Origin of the sequence: Arthrobacter sp. LjRoot14 (genome assembly GCF_964253905.1) — a bacterium.
In the GTDB taxonomy this organism is placed as follows: Bacteria; Actinomycetota; Actinomycetes; order Actinomycetales; family Micrococcaceae; genus Arthrobacter.
The window spans coordinates 3,060,223-3,074,957 of the sequence record NZ_CAXURL020000001.1; the positions used below are offsets into that span (position 1 = coordinate 3,060,223).

The 14,735-nt window shown below is 65.0% G+C and carries 18 protein-coding genes, 1 other RNA gene and 1 riboswitch; of the genes, 12 read left to right on the forward strand and 7 right to left on the reverse strand.

Going from position 1 to position 14,735, the window contains the following annotated elements; genetic code table 11:
- Positions 1-34: 34 nt before the first annotated feature.
- Positions 35-109 carry a 50S ribosomal protein bL37 gene (locus ACSQ12_RS13785; protein ID WP_369299106.1) on the forward strand — a complete coding sequence of 25 codons (75 nt, stop codon included), beginning with the start codon at positions 35-37 and terminating at the stop codon, positions 107-109.
- Between the two features lie 122 nt (positions 110-231).
- On the opposite strand, the gene rsrA is transcribed toward ACSQ12_RS13785, so the two are convergent.
- Both rsrA and ACSQ12_RS13795 read right to left on the reverse strand, forming a co-directional pair.
- A complete protein-coding gene (rsrA, locus tag ACSQ12_RS13790; RefSeq protein WP_011692491.1) occupies positions 232-492 on the reverse strand; it encodes a mycothiol system anti-sigma-R factor in 261 nt (86 codons plus the stop codon).
- A complete protein-coding gene (locus ACSQ12_RS13795) occupies positions 489-1,271 on the reverse strand; it encodes a sigma-70 family RNA polymerase sigma factor (protein ID WP_436065754.1) in 783 nt (260 codons plus the stop codon). The genes rsrA and ACSQ12_RS13795 overlap by 4 nt, the downstream gene beginning before the upstream one ends.
- Positions 1,272-1,645: 374 nt before the next feature.
- Here ACSQ12_RS13795 and ACSQ12_RS13800 point away from each other — a divergent pair, with 374 nt between their 5' ends.
- The 11 genes from ACSQ12_RS13800 (at position 1,646) to ACSQ12_RS13850 (ending at position 10,391) form a co-directional block, all read left to right on the forward strand.
- Complete coding sequence (locus tag ACSQ12_RS13800) at positions 1,646-2,194, forward strand: DoxX family protein (RefSeq protein WP_011692493.1); 549 nt, start codon at positions 1,646-1,648, stop codon at positions 2,192-2,194.
- 6 nt (positions 2,195-2,200) lie between these two features.
- On the forward strand, positions 2,201-3,583 hold the full coding sequence (gene aroA, locus ACSQ12_RS13805) for a 3-phosphoshikimate 1-carboxyvinyltransferase (protein WP_436065755.1): 1,383 nt from the start codon (positions 2,201-2,203) through the stop codon (positions 3,581-3,583).
- Positions 3,573-4,688, forward strand: a complete 1,116-nt coding sequence (gene rsgA, locus ACSQ12_RS13810) for a ribosome small subunit-dependent GTPase A (RefSeq protein ID WP_043482600.1) — start codon at positions 3,573-3,575, stop codon at positions 4,686-4,688. The genes aroA and rsgA overlap by 11 nt, the downstream gene beginning before the upstream one ends.
- A 40-nt stretch (positions 4,689-4,728) precedes the next feature.
- On the forward strand, positions 4,729-5,541 hold the full coding sequence (hisN, locus tag ACSQ12_RS13815; protein WP_209743608.1) for a histidinol-phosphatase: 813 nt from the start codon (positions 4,729-4,731) through the stop codon (positions 5,539-5,541).
- Positions 5,542-5,769: 228 nt separating this feature from the next.
- Positions 5,770-5,883: riboswitch (SAM riboswitch) on the forward strand.
- A 35-nt stretch (positions 5,884-5,918) separates the two neighbouring features.
- Positions 5,919-7,340: an aminotransferase class V-fold PLP-dependent enzyme gene (locus tag ACSQ12_RS13820; RefSeq protein ID WP_436065756.1), complete on the forward strand. Its 1,422-nt coding sequence runs from the start codon at positions 5,919-5,921 to the stop codon at positions 7,338-7,340.
- 63 nt (positions 7,341-7,403) lie between these two features.
- Positions 7,404-8,177 (forward strand): class I SAM-dependent methyltransferase, encoded by a 774-nt coding sequence (locus ACSQ12_RS13825; protein WP_436065757.1) that lies wholly within the window; start codon positions 7,404-7,406, stop codon positions 8,175-8,177.
- 31 nt (positions 8,178-8,208) lie between these two features.
- The gene (locus ACSQ12_RS13830) at positions 8,209-8,922 is read left to right on the forward strand and encodes a metal-dependent transcriptional regulator (RefSeq protein ID WP_436065758.1); all 714 of its coding nucleotides are present in this window, start codon (positions 8,209-8,211) and stop codon (positions 8,920-8,922) included.
- Between the two features lie 15 nt (positions 8,923-8,937).
- Entirely contained in the window at positions 8,938-9,357 is a 420-nt protein-coding gene (locus ACSQ12_RS13835; protein WP_436065759.1) for a fluoride efflux transporter FluC, read from the forward strand.
- Positions 9,354-9,722: a fluoride efflux transporter FluC gene (locus tag ACSQ12_RS13840; RefSeq protein ID WP_436065760.1), complete on the forward strand. Its 369-nt coding sequence runs from the start codon at positions 9,354-9,356 to the stop codon at positions 9,720-9,722. The genes ACSQ12_RS13835 and ACSQ12_RS13840 overlap by 4 nt, the downstream gene beginning before the upstream one ends.
- Positions 9,723-9,805: 83 nt before the next feature.
- The gene (locus tag ACSQ12_RS13845) at positions 9,806-10,177 is read left to right on the forward strand and encodes a hypothetical protein (protein WP_436065761.1); all 372 of its coding nucleotides are present in this window, start codon (positions 9,806-9,808) and stop codon (positions 10,175-10,177) included.
- Between the two features lie 79 nt (positions 10,178-10,256).
- A complete protein-coding gene (locus tag ACSQ12_RS13850; protein WP_280872711.1) occupies positions 10,257-10,391 on the forward strand; it encodes a hypothetical protein in 135 nt (44 codons plus the stop codon).
- A gap of 115 nt (positions 10,392-10,506) precedes the next feature.
- On the opposite strand, the gene ssrA is transcribed toward ACSQ12_RS13850, so the two are convergent.
- The 5 genes from ssrA to ftsE all read right to left on the reverse strand — a co-directional run bounded on the left by ssrA (position 10,507) and on the right by ftsE (position 14,731).
- Positions 10,507-10,875: a transfer-messenger RNA gene (gene ssrA / locus ACSQ12_RS13855) on the reverse strand.
- Positions 10,876-11,010: 135 nt separating this feature from the next.
- Positions 11,011-11,481, reverse strand: coding sequence for an SsrA-binding protein SmpB (smpB, locus tag ACSQ12_RS13860; RefSeq protein WP_011692503.1), 471 nt, complete (start codon positions 11,479-11,481; stop codon positions 11,011-11,013).
- Between the two features lie 125 nt (positions 11,482-11,606).
- Positions 11,607-12,995: a peptidoglycan DD-metalloendopeptidase family protein gene (locus ACSQ12_RS13865; protein WP_209743594.1), complete on the reverse strand. Its 1,389-nt coding sequence runs from the start codon at positions 12,993-12,995 to the stop codon at positions 11,607-11,609.
- A gap of 27 nt (positions 12,996-13,022) precedes the next feature.
- Entirely contained in the window at positions 13,023-13,937 is a 915-nt protein-coding gene (gene ftsX, locus ACSQ12_RS13870; RefSeq protein ID WP_209743591.1) for a permease-like cell division protein FtsX, read from the reverse strand.
- Positions 13,934-14,731: a cell division ATP-binding protein FtsE gene (ftsE, locus tag ACSQ12_RS13875; RefSeq protein WP_436065762.1), complete on the reverse strand. Its 798-nt coding sequence runs from the start codon at positions 14,729-14,731 to the stop codon at positions 13,934-13,936. Before ftsE ends, ftsX begins: the two co-directional genes overlap by 4 nt.
- Positions 14,732-14,735: the final 4 nt, after the last annotated feature.

The window sequence follows — 14,735 nt, forward strand, 5'->3', positions numbered from 1 at the left end:
GCTCTTTTGAGTACCAAGATTAAGGAGGCCAGCTATGAGCAAGCGTGCACGTAAACGTCGTGACCGTAAGCGTGGCGGCGCGAACCACGGGAAGCGCCCCAACACCTAAGCTACGGTTTGGATTATGAGCTTAAAAGCGAAGGGCCCCGGAAACCACATGGTTTCCGGGGCCCTTCGTCGTGAATGCCGTGAGTGTCAGGATGCGACGCCGTCCGGCAACGTCATGGGAAGCTACGCTTCGACAGGGCGGATCGCGTGGATCCGGTCCAGGATGGCACTCTTCAGGTTTTCCGGGGCGGCTTCCGTACAGGACCGCTTGACCACCTTGCGAATGACGCATTCGAGGTCGTACTCCTCAAGGCACTCCGGGCAACCGTCCAGGTGATCCTTGATCTCGGCGATGTCGCTGTGTGTCAACGCACCGTCCAGGTATTCGTATATACGTTGCATCCGGGCGTCGTCGCAATCGCCCAGTCCCTGGCAGTCGCTCATTTCCTGTTCTCCTGTTTTGTGCTATCGGCCGCTGCGCCGGTTTCGGTTGCGGCTTTGAAACCCCGCTCTGCGGCGTAGTCCCCGAGCATGTCGCGCAGCATTTTGCGGCCGCGGTGGAGCCGGGACATCACAGTGCCGATGGGGGTGTTCATGATGTCTGAGATTTCCTTGTAGGCAAAGCCCTCCACGTCAGCGAAGTACACCGCCAGGCGGAACTCTTCCGGAATCGCTTGCAGTGCCCGCTTGACATCGGAATCGGGAAGGTGGTCCAGTGCCTCCGCTTCGGCGGAGCGGAGCCCTGAAGAGGTGTGCGACTCCGCCCGGGCCAGCTGCCAGTCTTCAATGGTGTCCGAATTCGACTGCAGCGGCTCGCGCTGCCTCTTGCGGTAAAGATTGATGTACGTGTTGGTGAGGATCCGGTAGAGCCACGCCTTGAGGTTGGTTCCGGGCTTGTACTGATGGAACGCGGAGAAAGCCTTTGTGTATGCCTCCTGCACCAGATCCTCAGCGTCGGCAGGATTCCGTGCCATCCTCATGGCAGCCGAATACAGCTGGTCGACGTACTGCATGGCGTCGCGTTCGAACCGCAGCCTGCGCTGCTCGGAGGTTTCGGAGACAACGTCCACCTCAGCTTCCGGCTCCGCAGCTTCCAGCGCCGCGTCGGGGCGTACCCCGCCGTCCTTGCTGCCCCCGGCGTCCGCCGGACGCTCGCTGATGGTCTTGGCGTCGTTTCCGGCAGCCTCATATATGGCCGCAACGGCCGGATCAATGGTGCTCATTGCCTTCAAGTCTACTGTGACGCGTCGCGAAGCTCCCGGCGGTCGTCCGCCGGCCTCATCCCCGCGCCCGGAAAACTCCAGTGGCGCAAGGAGTTCCACGCTGTCCCTAACCAATGTCAAAGCTCCATCTCCGCTCAGTGTCCTTGCAACCGGCCCTGTGTTGCTGTGTCGGCGTCCACGGCGCGGGCGCCGGGGCAGCAGGCCAAGGCGTGCGGCATTCGCCAGCGCCGGAGGCCGTGAACAAGTACCTTCCCTCACCCACCGGGACCTGCTTTTCACAACCACGGCCGGCGGGCAAATATTCCGCAAAAGTGCAAGACTAGAACCGGTTCCCCCGCAGAAGTTCCGCGGCTCGTCCACCCAGGAGGAAATTCATGTCGTTTGTCCGTATTCTCGCCCGCCCCATGCTGGCCTCCAGTTTCGTTCTCGCCGGCCTGGACAAGCTCAAGAACGCGGATGACACTGCGACGCAGCTGTCCCCCCTGCTGCGCCGGGCAGCGGAATCCCTTCCGTTCGCCACGAACGAAAAGGTCCTGGCCCGCGTCATCGGCGGCACCCAGGTGGGCGCCGGAGTGCTCTTCGCCCTGGGCAAGTCGGCACGGCTCGCTGCCTCCGTCCTGGCGGTCATTTCAGCGCTGAACGCCTTTGTCGAGTGGCGCAGCGCGGACATCACCACCAAGGAAGGCCGGGACGCGCGGCGCACGCAACTGCTGAAGAATGTCACCCTCACCGGCGGGGTGCTGCTTGCATCCGTCGACACCGCGGGCAAGCCGAGCCTTGCCTGGCGGGCTGAGCACCTGGCTGCCGATGCCCGCAAGGGTGCCAGCCACCTGGCCGCTGACGCACGGAAGACCACCACCAAGAAGCTCAAGAAGGCCGACAAGGCTGTCCGCAAGGCCGTGGACCACGCAGTGAAAGCATAGGCACGAATGACAGGCACCGCCCCCACCGCGTCGACTACTTCAGGACCCGTTGCCGACGTGCCGCACTGGCCGGCACCGTTCGCCGGCGCGCCGGTCGACGCCACGGTCACCGTCCCGGGATCCAAGTCCCTCACCAACAGGTATCTGGTTCTTGCGGCCCTGGCCGACGGCCCGTCCCGTCTGCGTGCACCCCTTCATTCGCGCGACTCGGCCCTCATGATCCAGGCCCTCCGGCAACTGGGAGCAGGCATCAGGGAAGTTCCCGGCGACGGCTCGTTCGGGCCCGACCTTGAGGTCAGCCCCCTCAGCTCCGACGCCGCGGCTGCCGACGCCGCCATCGACTGCGGACTCGCCGGAACAGTCATGCGCTTTGTTCCGCCGGTAGCTGCGCTCCGCAATGGGGCGACAGTCTTCGACGGCGACCCGCACGCCCGTAAGCGTCCTATGGGCACCATCATCGAGGCACTGGCCGCCCTCGGCGTTGACGTCCGCGCTGCGGACGGGGCACGTCCGTCGGCACTTCCCTTCGCAGTGGCGGGCACTGGCCAAGTTCGGGGCGGTCACCTTGTGATCGATGCAAGCGCATCCTCGCAGTTCGTGTCGGCGCTGCTCCTGGTGGGCGCGCGTTTCTCAGAGGGCCTGCACCTTGAGCACGTGGGCAAGCCGGTCCCCAGCCTGGACCACATCAACATGACCGTCGCCGTCCTGAGGGAAGTTGGAGTATCCGTCGACGATTCCGTCCCGAATCACTGGGTCGTCGCGCCGGGCCCCATCCGGGCCTTCGATCGCCGCATCGAGCAGGACCTGTCGAATGCCGGGCCGTTCCTCGCCGCCGCGCTGGCGACCCGGGGCACGATCCGTATTCCCAACTGGCCCTCCCCCACCACGCAGGTGGGCGACCTTTGGCGCAGCATCCTGACTTCAATGGGCGCCACGGTCACGCTGGACAACGGCACACTCACCGTCACCGGCGGGCCCGAAATCACGGGTGCGGACTTTGCCGACACCAGCGAACTTGCACCGACAGTAGCCGCGCTGTGCGCCTTGGCCACGGGTCCGTCGCGACTCACCGGCATCGCGCACCTCCGCGGCCACGAAACGGACCGGCTCGCGGCACTCGTCACGGAGATCAACCGCCTCGGCGGGGACGCCGAGGAAACCTCCGACGGCCTGGTGATCCGGCCCGCCAAGCTCCACGGCGGCGTCGTGCACAGCTACGCGGACCACCGCATGGCCACCGCGGGGGCCATCCTGGGCCTTGCCGTTCCCGGCGTGGAGGTGGAAGACATCGGCACCACGTCCAAGACGATGCCGGACTTTCCGCAACTGTGGGAAGCCATGCTTTCGCAACAGCCGGACCGGCAGACGGAACAGGCCCGTGGGGCGTAGCACCGGCTCCTGGGACGAGTCCGATATCCGGATCCGCCCCAACAAGAAAGGCTCGCGTCCCCGGACCAAGGACCGCCCCAGCCACGACGACGCCGTGACCGGCAGGATCATCACGGTTGACCGCGGGCGCTATACGGCCGTGGTGGGCGAGGACAGCGGGAACGAGCGCACGGTGATTGCCGCGCGCGCCCGTGAACTGCGCCGTTCGCCTGTGGTGGCCGGGGACTTCGTGTCCCTGGTGGGAGATGTTTCGGGGGCCCCGGACACCCTTGCGCGGCTCGTGAAGATCCAGGACCGCCGCACGCTGCTGCGGCGCAGCGCCGATGACACGGACCCCATCGAGCGGGCAGTGGTCGCGAATGCGGACCAGCTTGTGGTGGTGGTTGCCGCCGCCAATCCGGAACCGCGCACCGGCTTCATTGACCGGGCCCTGGTGGCGGCGTACGACGCCGGGATTGAGCCGTTGCTGCTGGTCACGAAAGCGGACGTCAAGGATCCCACGGAGCTCCTGTCCAACTACCGGCACTTGGATTTTCCGGTGATCATCAGCCGAACTGCGGACGCCGCGGCCTCCGGAATCGATGCACGCTCGGATGACGGGCTCTCGGCCCGCCTGGACAGTGATGCCGTCTCGCAGCTGCGGGCCCACCTCGACGGCAAGGTCACCGTGATGCTCGGCCATTCCGGCGTAGGGAAGTCCACCATGGTCAATGCCCTGACGGGTGCTGAGCGGGCCACGGGAGGCGTCAACGCCGTCACCGGGAGGGGACGGCACACGTCGTCGTCCGCGCTTGCCCTGCGGATCAGTGATGCGCCCGCCGGTAGCTGGATCATTGACACGCCCGGCATCCGGTCTTTCGGCCTTGCCCACGTGGATCCGGACCGGATCCTGCGCTCGTTCCCCGACCTCGAACCCGGCACGGATGCCTGTGAACGCGGCTGCAAGCACGATGCCTCCGCCGTCAACTGCGGCGTGGACGCCTGGGTGGCCGAAGGACACGCCGGCCCGTCCGGCGCGGCACGCCTGGCGTCCCTTCGGCGGCTGCTCGGCACCGACCCCCGCATGGAAGCGCAGGACGCCAAGGAACTCGGCATCGTTTCGTGACATCCCGGCCCGCCGGCCGCAGAGACGGTAGTTTGGAACCATGACCCAACCCGCTTCGAGCTACAACGATGACCTGCGCCTCGCCCATGTCCTGGCCGACTCTGTTGACTCCCAGACCATGAGCCGCTTCAAGGCGCTGGATCTTCAGATTGAAACCAAACCGGATCTGACGCCGGTAACGGATGCTGACAAGGCAGCTGAAGAGTCCATCCGCGGCCAGCTCTCCCGTTCCCGTCCGCGAGATGCCGTCCTCGGCGAAGAGTTCGGCAGTTCCGGACATGGTTCCCGCCGCTGGATCATCGATCCGATCGACGGCACCAAGAACTTCGTCCGCGGCGTGCCGGTGTGGGCCACCCTGATCGCCCTCGTGGATGAAGGTGAGCCGGTGGTCGGGCTGGTCAGCGCGCCGGCGCTGGGCAAGCGCTGGTGGGCAGCGAAAGGTGCGGGCGCCTACATGGGACGGTCGCTAGCTGCCGCCACCCGCCTCAAGGTTTCGAACGTGTCCAAACTGTCCGACGCTTCCCTCTCCTATTCAAGCCTGGGCGGCTGGAAGGAACGGGGCAACCTGGACGAGTTCCTGGGACTCACTGAGGAAGTCTGGCGGACCCGCGCCTACGGTGACTTCTGGTCCTACTGCATGGTGGCGGAGGGGTCGGTGGACATCGCCTGCGAGCCGGAACTGAACCTCTACGACATGGCGGCGCTGGTGCCGATTGTCACCGAAGCCGGCGGACGCTTCACCTCACTGGAAGGAGTGGACGGCCCCTTCGGCGGAAACGCCCTGGCCACCAATTCAATCCTTCATTCCGAGGTCCTCAAGCGGCTGAACCCGGAACTCGACGACCTCCTCTGACGCGCGACCCGGCCCGGTGCCCGGCCCGCCGCCAAGCGGTTCCGGCCCGGGCGCATCACCGCGGGCACAACCACCGGTAGCCGAATAAACGACGGCGGATTCCCTCCTTAGGGGGTGTCCGCCGTCGTTTTATTCGGTGCCATCCCCCTTCTTCCGACGTGCGTAACAAAGAGCTTAATAATTGCCGCGACTTTCCCGCGCCGCGGTGAATGTCCTAATCTCGAAACAGGTCACGAGTGCCAGCGCTAAACCCCGGTTTGCTGGCCGGCAACCCTCCATTCGCGGTGGGGTGCCCCGGGTGACGACCAGGCCGGTCCGGAACGGACCCGGCAAGCGCGGATCCCCGGAGTGCGGGGTCCCTTTACAGTGAGGTCCCCATGACTACTGCCACTTTCCCCGCAAACGCCGCAACCACGTCCGCCGCAGGCCTTCTGGACCCGCGGTTCACCGTCGCCCAGCGCCCCCTCTCAGCCGTTACCGGCGCGGAGATCCAGGCTCCGCTGATCCAGGGCGGGCACGTCCGCTACGCGAACCTGGACTACGGCGCATCGGCCCCGGCGCTGTCCGTTGTTTCGGCCTACCTCAACGAGATCCTGCCGTACTACGCCAGCGTGCACCGCGGCGCGGGCTATGCCTCGCAGATCAGCACGTCGGTGTACGAGAATGCCCGGGACATCGTCCGCGGGTTTGTGGGCGGCAGGGCGGACGATTCCGTCATCTTCACCCGGAACACCACGGACTCACTGAACCTGCTGGCCGGGTGCCTGCCGGTGTCCAACGGCCGCCAGACCGGCGAAGTGCTGTACCTCGACATCGAACACCATGCCAACCTGCTCCCTTGGCAGGGTGTGCCGCACCGGAGTGTTGTTGCCGCTCCTACGCTCAGGGCCACCCTGGAGAACCTGCGGTCCGAGCTGCGGCAGGGTGGCATCAGCCTGCTGGCCGTCACGGGCGCCTCCAACGTCACCGGCGAAATCCTTCCCGTCCGCGAGCTGGCCGCACTGGCTCACGAACACGGTGCAAGGATCGTAGTGGACGCGGCGCAGCTGGCCCCGCACCGCCGCATCGACATCGCCGCGGACGACGTCGACTATCTCGCCTTCTCAGGCCACAAGCTGTACGCGCCGTTTGGCAGCGGTGTCCTCGTGGGCCGGCCGGACTGGCTCGACGCCGGGACGCCCCACCTCGCAGGCGGCGGAGCCGTGCGTGAGGCCCGGCTGGACTCCGTCAGCTGGACCACAGGGCCGGCACGGCATGAAGGCGGCTCACCGAACGTCCTTGGGGCCGCCACCCTGGCCCGGGCCACCCAGGTCATCGGCGCCCTGGACCAGGACCTGTGGCACGCCCATGAGACGGCCATCCGGTCCTTCCTAGTCGAGGGACTGCGGAAGATCGACGGCGTCACTGTCCACCAGATCTTCAGCGACACCGACCAGGCCACGGACACCATCGGTGTGGTCAACTTCTCCGTCGCCGGCTACGACGCCGGCCTTGTGGCGGCCTACCTCTCCGCGGAGCACGGCGTGGGCCTGCGCGACGGCCGCTTTTGCGCCCACCCCCTGCTGAAGCGGCTGGGACTGCCGTCAGGCTCGCTGCGGGCAAGCTTCGGCGTCGGCTCCCGGCTGGAGGACGCCCAGCGTTTGCTCGCCGGCATCGAGGAACTCCGCCGGACCGGCCTCGGCTGGGACTACGTGGTGGATTCCGGCCGCTGGGTGCCGGCCAACGACACCCGCAGCTACCCGGACTGGGCACCCAATACCCCCGGCACTGCCGGCGCGGCACCCTGCACCGAAGACTAAGGGCGCGGCGTGTGCGGTAAATTCGAGGGGTAAGAATTCCAGCCTGCCCGAAGGAGACTGCACGTGGCACGGGGAGGCCCCAAACTGCACCACCAGCGCCGGTACGAGCTCGGCCGGAGTTACCAGGACGGCGGCGAACACTATGACCGGGTCCGTCCCGGCTATCCCGCCGATTCGGTGGACTGGCTGCTCCGAAGCGTTGGCGGGATGGGCGGCGCGTCCGACGCCGCTGACATCGGCGCCGGGACGGGAAAGTACACCGCTTTGCTGGTGCAGCGCGGCCTGAATGTCACCGCAGTGGATCCCTCACCGGACATGCTCGCCCAACTCCGGCTGGCCCTTCCGGGGGTTCCTGCGACGGAGGGCACCGCGGAGTCCACCGGACTCCCGGACGCCGCGTTCGACGTCGTGACCGTTGCCCAGGCATGGCACTGGTGCGATCCCCGTCTGGCCAGCACCGAACTGTCCCGCATTCTCCGTCCGGGGGGCGTGCTGGGGCTGATCTGGAACCAGCTGGATACGTCGGTCCCGTGGGTCCACCGGCTTTCCCGGATCATGCATGCCGGCGATGTGCACAAACCGGACTTCCACCCCGCGATCGGCCCGGAGTTTGCCGGTCTTGAGAGCCACCTGACTCGCTGGGAAGATCCCGTGACCACTGAGGACATCGTCGAACTGGCAAAGTCCCGCAGCTACTACCTCGCCGCCGGAGAAGGGATCCGGGCCAAAGTCCGCGCCAACCTGGACTGGTACCTCCACGAGCACCTGGCACACTCCGCCGCGGACGTTATCGGACTCCCCTACCTGACCCAGACCTGGCGGGCGTTCAAGGCATGAGTCCCGTAGCCAAAGCGGTAGGCTTGGACTCGTGAAGACCGGCGCACCCTCCTCCTCGATCGAGGACTACGTCAAGGTCATCTACTCCTTTACGGAGTGGCAGGACAAACCCATCACATCCTCGCAGCTGGCACTGCGGCTCGGCGTCGCCAACTCCTCGGTCTCGGAAATGGTCCGCAAACTCAAGGACCAGGGCCTCGTTGACCACAAGCCCTACAGCGCCATTACGCTCACGTCCGACGGAGTCCGCCTCGCGCTCTCCATGGTGCGGCGCCACCGCCTCATTGAGACGTACCTCGTGCAGGAACTCGGGTACAGCTGGGACGAAGTCCACGATGAAGCCGAGCTCCTGGAGCACGCGGTGTCTGACACATTCATCGAACGGATGGCCGGAAAGCTCGGCAACCCCCTAAGGGACCCGCACGGTGATCCCATCCCGGCGGCCGACGGTACGGTCCACATGCCGCACGCGCACCGGATGAGCGAACTCGACGAGGGCCATAAAGGCCGCATCACCCGGATCAGCGACGACAATCCCGAACTCCTGCGCTACCTTTCCGCGCAGGAAATCGACCTGGACGCCGACATCGAAGTACTGGGCCGGAAACCGTTTGGCGGAGCCCTCGTGGTCAGGATCGGTTCCGCGGGCGCAGACCGCGAATTCGACCTCGCCGACGAGGTGTCGTCAGCGCTGTGGGTCTACAGCGAATCCCGCCACGCCGGATGCCGGCTGGCGGATGCCTGAAGGGGCGCCGCCTGAATGAGTGCCGCCAGTAACCCGGACTGGCGGGCGTGGGCGGCGGTGGCTGCCGGGGCGCTGGCGGGAACAGAGCTCCGCTACGGCCTGGGCTTGCTCTTTCCGGACCCTGCCGGCGCGATTCCCTGGACCACGTTGGCCATTAATGTGTGCGGAAGCTTTGTCCTCGCCTCCCTCACCACCCTGTGGATCGCACGCCCCAGGACCGCATTCTGGCTCAGGGCCGGGATTGGCCCGGGGCTGCTGGGATCCTTCACCACCTTCTCGGCCGTGGTCTTCTCCGTTGACCAGCAGGCACGGTCCGGACAGCACGTGACCTGGCTGATCTATCTGGCACTTTCCCTGGTGCTGGGGCTTGCCGCGGCCGCTGCAGGCTGGAAAGCCGGCAAGGCCTTGAGCGACCGGACAGGTGGAGCCTCATGACGGCGCTTTTGGTGGGCATCTTCGGCGTTGCGGGGGGACTGCTCAGGTTTGCCATCGACACCTGGTTCGCGCACCGTGCCGGGACCCGCCGGCACTGGCCCTGGGCAACACTGGTGGTCAACGTCGTCGGTTCACTGGTCATCGGCCTGTCCGTGGGCGTTACCGGCCGGCTGGGGCTCGGCGAGGAATGGCATGCGGCGATCGCCACCGGGCTGGCCGGCGGGCTGACCACGTTCAGTTCCTGGACCACGGCCACCATCCGGCTTGTCAGTGAGGTGCGGTACCTCGCTGCGGCCCTGAACGTTGCCGTCAATCTCGTGGCCGGACTCTCCGCAGCAGCCGTGGGGATCGCCCTCACCGGCTGACAGCGCGCGGCTGACCGTCGGTGGAGGCCGGACGCCCGCCGTCGTGAATCTGAGGCGGCCCGGCGTCCCGTATCGTTAAACGAATGGTTACGCGACGTGAAGCAGCTCAGATCCTCGATATTCCCCTGGAAATGGCGCACCGTCACGGTATTCCCGCGCGGCTGTCTGAGGCCGAACTGTCCGAACTCCTGGACAATCCTCCGGCCTGGCTCATCCAGTCAAGGGCCAACCGGACCGGCAAGAGGCCAGTCTGGGTCCAGCTGACCTGTGCTGTGTGCGGTTTCTCGGAGGCCGCGCGGCCGAAGAAGTGGTGGCCGCCGTTCACGTACGTCTGCTGCGTCCATCACGCACCGAGCGACCTTCCGCCGGTACTTCCGGGGCTGGTGCGCAGCGAGTACGAGGGAATCGGCAGCCGGTTCGTCGGCATAGTTGACGTTGAAGTGCCTGTTTCGTAGGCCAGTTACATTCGTGGCAAAACAGGCGTACCTTACAAGCACGGGGCTTATTCAAGGCCCCGAGGTAAGGGAGGGCGACATGCCTGACAAATCGCCGCACCGGCAGGTCACCAAGAAATCGGACAAGACCATCAAGCAAAAGAGGGCCGAAAAGAAGTCCAAGCATGATCTGGACACCCACGTGGACCCCGTGGCGCACATCAAGAAGCGCTGACCCCGAGGCCACGGACGGCCGCTGGAGAATGCAGGAACGGTGCAGAACACAAAAGGCCGGAAGCTTTCGCTTCCGGCCTTTTGCACGGGGTGGAACTGCGTTGCCGCCGTTCCGATGGTGGAGATGGGGGGAATTGAACCCCCGTCCGATGTCGTGTTGTCAGGGCTTCTCCGGGCGCAGTTTGCGTCGGATTTTCTCGGCCCCAGCTATCCTGCAAACAAGTAGCTGATCCGGGCCCAGTCATCTAAGAGTCCCGTTCACCCCAATGACGAAGGTAAACAGCAGTGGCTATCTTAATGACGCCAGGATCCGGGACGATAGCAATCCCGGGCTGACGGACTGTCTTACTGCTTAGGCAGCGAGAGCGAAGTCAGTGCGCGTTTGTTTGGCACTTATTGTTTTGCAGACAGCGTTTACGAGATAATTCTGCATCCTCGGCCCGCTTCACCTGTCGCGACTAACATCGTCGAAACCGATCATCCCCGTATTTTGTTACCAAACCGGTGAGGCTCGTTGCCGAATCTTTGCGGATTCCGCGCCGTTCCTTCCCGGACTACCAATCATAACGCACCGCGGCCCGGATTCATTCCCGGCGGCCGGCAGGCAGCCCGCGGCAGGTTCAGCCGCGGTTCCTTTCGCGCATGACGCGCAACGCTTCGCGCTTGTCCTGCTGTTCGCGGAGGGTCTGCCGCTTGTCGTATTCCTTCTTACCGCGGGCGACGCCGATCTCCACTTTCGCCTTGCCGTCCAGGAAATACAGCTGGAGCGGAACGATGGTGAAGCCGGATTCGCGGATCTTGTGAGAGATCTTGGTCAGTTCCTCACGGTGCAGGAGCAGCTTGCGCCGCCGGCGGGCGGAGTGGTTAGTCCAGCTCCCCTGGTTGTACTCGGGGATATGGATTCCCTCCATCCACAGTTCGTCGTTGTAGAACGTACAGAACCCGTCAACCATGGATGCGTGGCCCTCGCGAAGGGACTTCACTTCCGTCCCCATCAGGGCGATACCGGCCTCGTAGGTGTCGAGGACATGGTAGTCATGCCGGGCCTTCCGGTTGGTGGCCACTACCTTACGGCCACTTTCTTTCGGCACGGTGGAACTCCTCAGCTCTCGGTCTGGATGGTTGCCCCCGGCCGTGGCGGCTGGGGGCTATTCAATTCTACGGCAGGCCCGGGCCCGCCGTCGGTACCGGTCAGCGCCCGGACCAGGCCGGGCTGTCAGAGCAGGATCATGGGGTCGACGGCCTGCCCGTTGAGCCAGGTCTCGAAGTGCGAGTGGCAGCCGGTGGAGTTACCGGTTGTTCCGGAGTACGCAATGAGCTGTCCCTGGCTGACCTGCTGGCCCAGAGAGACCACGACGCTGCTGTTGTGGTAGTAGATGGTGGTCAACGAGTTGCCCTGGACCACGCCATGCGAAATCTTGACGTTATTGCCGCCGCCGTCGTTGCTCCATCCGGCTGAAACGATAGTTCCGGCCGCCGGGGCGTAGACGGGGGTCCCGCAACTGGCACCGAAGTCGATACCCGTGTGCATGTATCCGCCGGAGCCGTAGAAGTCGACGGTACCGGGCGGGGTCGCGCGCCACCCGAACCCTGAAGTGATCGGGACGTCGGCCGAAAACGGGTGCCGCAGCCCGAAGGCCGACGGCGGCCCGACCTGGGGGACGTAGGGCTGGGCAGCCTGACCGGCGGCCCTTGCCGCGGCGGCGGCCGCTTCAGCGATGCGGCGCTGTTCGGCTTCCCACGCTTCGCGCAGTTTACGGTCACGCTCGACGATTTCCGCGGCAACGGCGTCCTGGGCGGCCTGGACCTTGGAGAGCTGGTTCTGGATGCCCGGCTTGGCAGCCTGGAGCTCGTTGTTGATCCGGGTGGTGTCAGCGATCAGCTTGTCCACCTGTTCCTTCTTGGCGGCGGCTTCGTCCCGCGCCGCCTTCTCCTTGGCCAGCGCGGCATCTGCCTTGGCTTTGAGGTCCTTGATCTCCGCCTCAACCGCCTGAAGGCGCGCCTGCGAATTGACGTTGGTTGCATTCTGCTGGGAGAGCTTGTCCATTGCGGAGTTTTGGCTTCGCATGGCCTGGTCTGCGAGGTCCATGGTGTCCGTCAGGCTGCCGCCGCTTTTGGATCCAAAGAAGAGCGTGAGGTTCGAGGGGACGCCGCCGGACTTGTAAGCCTGGGTGGCGATCTGGCCGATGAGCTTCTTGGTGTCAGCGATCTTCTGTTTATCGGATTCAAGCTGCTGCGTGATCTTGGCCTTGTTCTGCTGCGCCAGATCCACACGCGCCGCGAGCGCCTCAACTTCCTTCACAGCACTCGCAACCCGGCCCTGCGCCTCGAGCAATGCCTGCTGCGCGGCAGGAAGCTGTCCCTGGTAGATCACCAGGTCCCCGGCGGCCTTGGCGATCTTGGCGTCCACAAACTCAAGGGACTGCTGCACGCGGGCTGCCTCGGCTTCAAGTGCCGCCTGCTTGTCTTCCAGCTCGTCCGCGAAGGCCACGGGGGTGGAAGCGCCCAGGCTCGCGGCAAGGATCAGTGCCAGGGCGGCGCTGACAATGCGGCTGCCCTTCCCCGCGGTCCGGAGCCGGCGGGCCTTGCGGTCCAGTTCTGTCATGGTCATTCCTTCGTTGGTATGCACAGCCTAGACCCGTAAATATCTACGTAAGGTCAAGAGAGACGAAATTCCAGCCAAAGTTGCGCCCAGCCCGATCAGCGCCGGCGCGAGGATGAGAGTCTGCGCCGGAGAGATGAATGCCGTGTCGGGGTACTGCTTTGACATGTACTCGCCGAGGAAGAAATGGGCCACGGCCCAGAGCGTGCCCGAAGCCAGCGCGGCGCCGATCACGGCGGCAATGACGCCCTCAAGAATGAACGGCAACTGAATGACAGTCTTGGACGCGCCGACCAATCGCATGATTCCGGTCTCCCGGCGACGGCTGAACGCAGACAGGCGGATGGTGGTGGCGATGAGCAAGATGGCGCAGACAATCATGACGCCGGCAATGATGACGGCGACCAGGGACGCCGCGTTCATCACCGAGAAGAGCCGTTCCAGAACCTGGCGCTGGTCGATCACTGTCTCGACGCCGGGCTGCGAGGAGAACGTCTCACTGATGATCTGGTACTTTTCCGGATCCTTCATGTTGATCCGGAAGGAGGCGGGCAGCTGGTCCGGCGTCACCGAGTCGACGATCGGAGAGTTGGAGAACTGCTCCTTGAAGTGCTTGTAGGCATCGTCTTTGGACTCGAACTGGAAGTCATTGATGTATTGGGCCACGGCGGGCGATTCAAGCAGCGTGCGCAGGTTTTCCTGCTGCTCCGGTGTGGCCGTCCCCGTAGCGCAGCCGGCCGCCGTCGAGCCGTCACCGCAGAGGAAGATGGCCACCTGGACTTTGTCGTACCAGTAGCCCTTCATCTGGTTGATCTGGAGCTGCAGCATCCCCGCTGCACCGACGAATGTCAGCGACACGAAGGTCACCAGGATGACCGACACCACCATGGACAGGTTTCGCCTCAGGCCGCTGCCGATCTCGCTGAGGATGAAAGCCAGCCTCACAGTGCCTCCCCCGTCTGGGAGGAGACTGATCCGTCGCCGGGGTCCGCAGCGGAGCCGTCCGGGCGTCCGCTGGCGTCCTTGAAACGCCGCGACTGCCCGACCACCGGAAGCATCGAGGTGTACAGGGCACGGGCTTCGTCACGGATGACAACACCGTTCCGCAGTTCCACCACGCGTTTGCGCATTTCATTGACGATGTCGTCGTCGTGAGTGGCCATGACCACCGTGGTGCCGTTCTGGTTGATCTTGTCCAGGACGCCCATGATGCCCATCGACGTGGTGGGGTCAAGGTTTCCGGTGGGCTCATCCGCCAGGAGGATACCCGGGCGGTTCACCACGGCGCGGGCGATCGCCACACGCTGCTGCTCACCGCCGGAAAGTTCATGCGGCATGCGGTGTTCCTTGCCTTCAAGGCCTACCGTCTTGAGGACTTCCGGGACCGTATCCCGGATGATACTGCGGCTCTTTCCGATGACCTGCATGGCGAAGGCAACGTTCGCGAAGACATTCTTTTGCGGCAGCAGCCGGAAGTCCTGGAACACGACGCCGATGCCCCGGCGCAGCCGCGGGACCCGCCAGCTGGAAATGTTCGCAACGTTCTGGCCGGCAACGTAGACGGCGCCGGATGTGGCCCGGTCTTCCTTGAGTACCAGGCGAAGGAAAGTTGATTTACCGGAACCGGAGGCGCCCACGAGGAACGCAAACTCACCACGGTCGATTTCAAGGTTGACAGAGTCCAGCGCAGGCCGGGCTTTCTGGTCATAGACCTTGGTGACATTCTCGAAACGGATCATTGCC

Excerpts from the sequence above, each read along its gene's own strand:
- rsrA (WP_011692491.1), bottom strand. The coding sequence starts at position 492 with ATGAGCGACTGCCAGGGACTGGGCGATTGCGACGACGCCCGGATGCAA.
- ACSQ12_RS13795 (WP_436065754.1), bottom strand. The coding sequence starts at position 1,271 with ATGAGCACCATTGATCCGGCCGTTGCGGCCATATATGAGGCTGCCGGA.
- ACSQ12_RS13800 (WP_011692493.1), top strand. The coding sequence starts at position 1,646 with ATGTCGTTTGTCCGTATTCTCGCCCGCCCCATGCTGGCCTCCAGTTTC.
- aroA (WP_436065755.1), top strand. The coding sequence starts at position 2,201 with ATGACAGGCACCGCCCCCACCGCGTCGACTACTTCAGGACCCGTTGCC.
- hisN (WP_209743608.1), top strand. The coding sequence starts at position 4,729 with ATGACCCAACCCGCTTCGAGCTACAACGATGACCTGCGCCTCGCCCAT.
- ACSQ12_RS13820 (WP_436065756.1), top strand. The coding sequence starts at position 5,919 with ATGACTACTGCCACTTTCCCCGCAAACGCCGCAACCACGTCCGCCGCA.
- ACSQ12_RS13835 (WP_436065759.1), top strand. The coding sequence starts at position 8,938 with ATGAGTGCCGCCAGTAACCCGGACTGGCGGGCGTGGGCGGCGGTGGCT.
- ACSQ12_RS13840 (WP_436065760.1), top strand. The coding sequence starts at position 9,354 with ATGACGGCGCTTTTGGTGGGCATCTTCGGCGTTGCGGGGGGACTGCTC.
- ACSQ12_RS13845 (WP_436065761.1), top strand. The coding sequence starts at position 9,806 with ATGGTTACGCGACGTGAAGCAGCTCAGATCCTCGATATTCCCCTGGAA.
- ACSQ12_RS13850 (WP_280872711.1), top strand. The coding sequence starts at position 10,257 with ATGCCTGACAAATCGCCGCACCGGCAGGTCACCAAGAAATCGGACAAG.
- ACSQ12_RS13865 (WP_209743594.1), bottom strand. The coding sequence starts at position 12,995 with ATGACAGAACTGGACCGCAAGGCCCGCCGGCTCCGGACCGCGGGGAAG.
- ftsE (WP_436065762.1), bottom strand. The coding sequence starts at position 14,731 with ATGATCCGTTTCGAGAATGTCACCAAGGTCTATGACCAGAAAGCCCGG.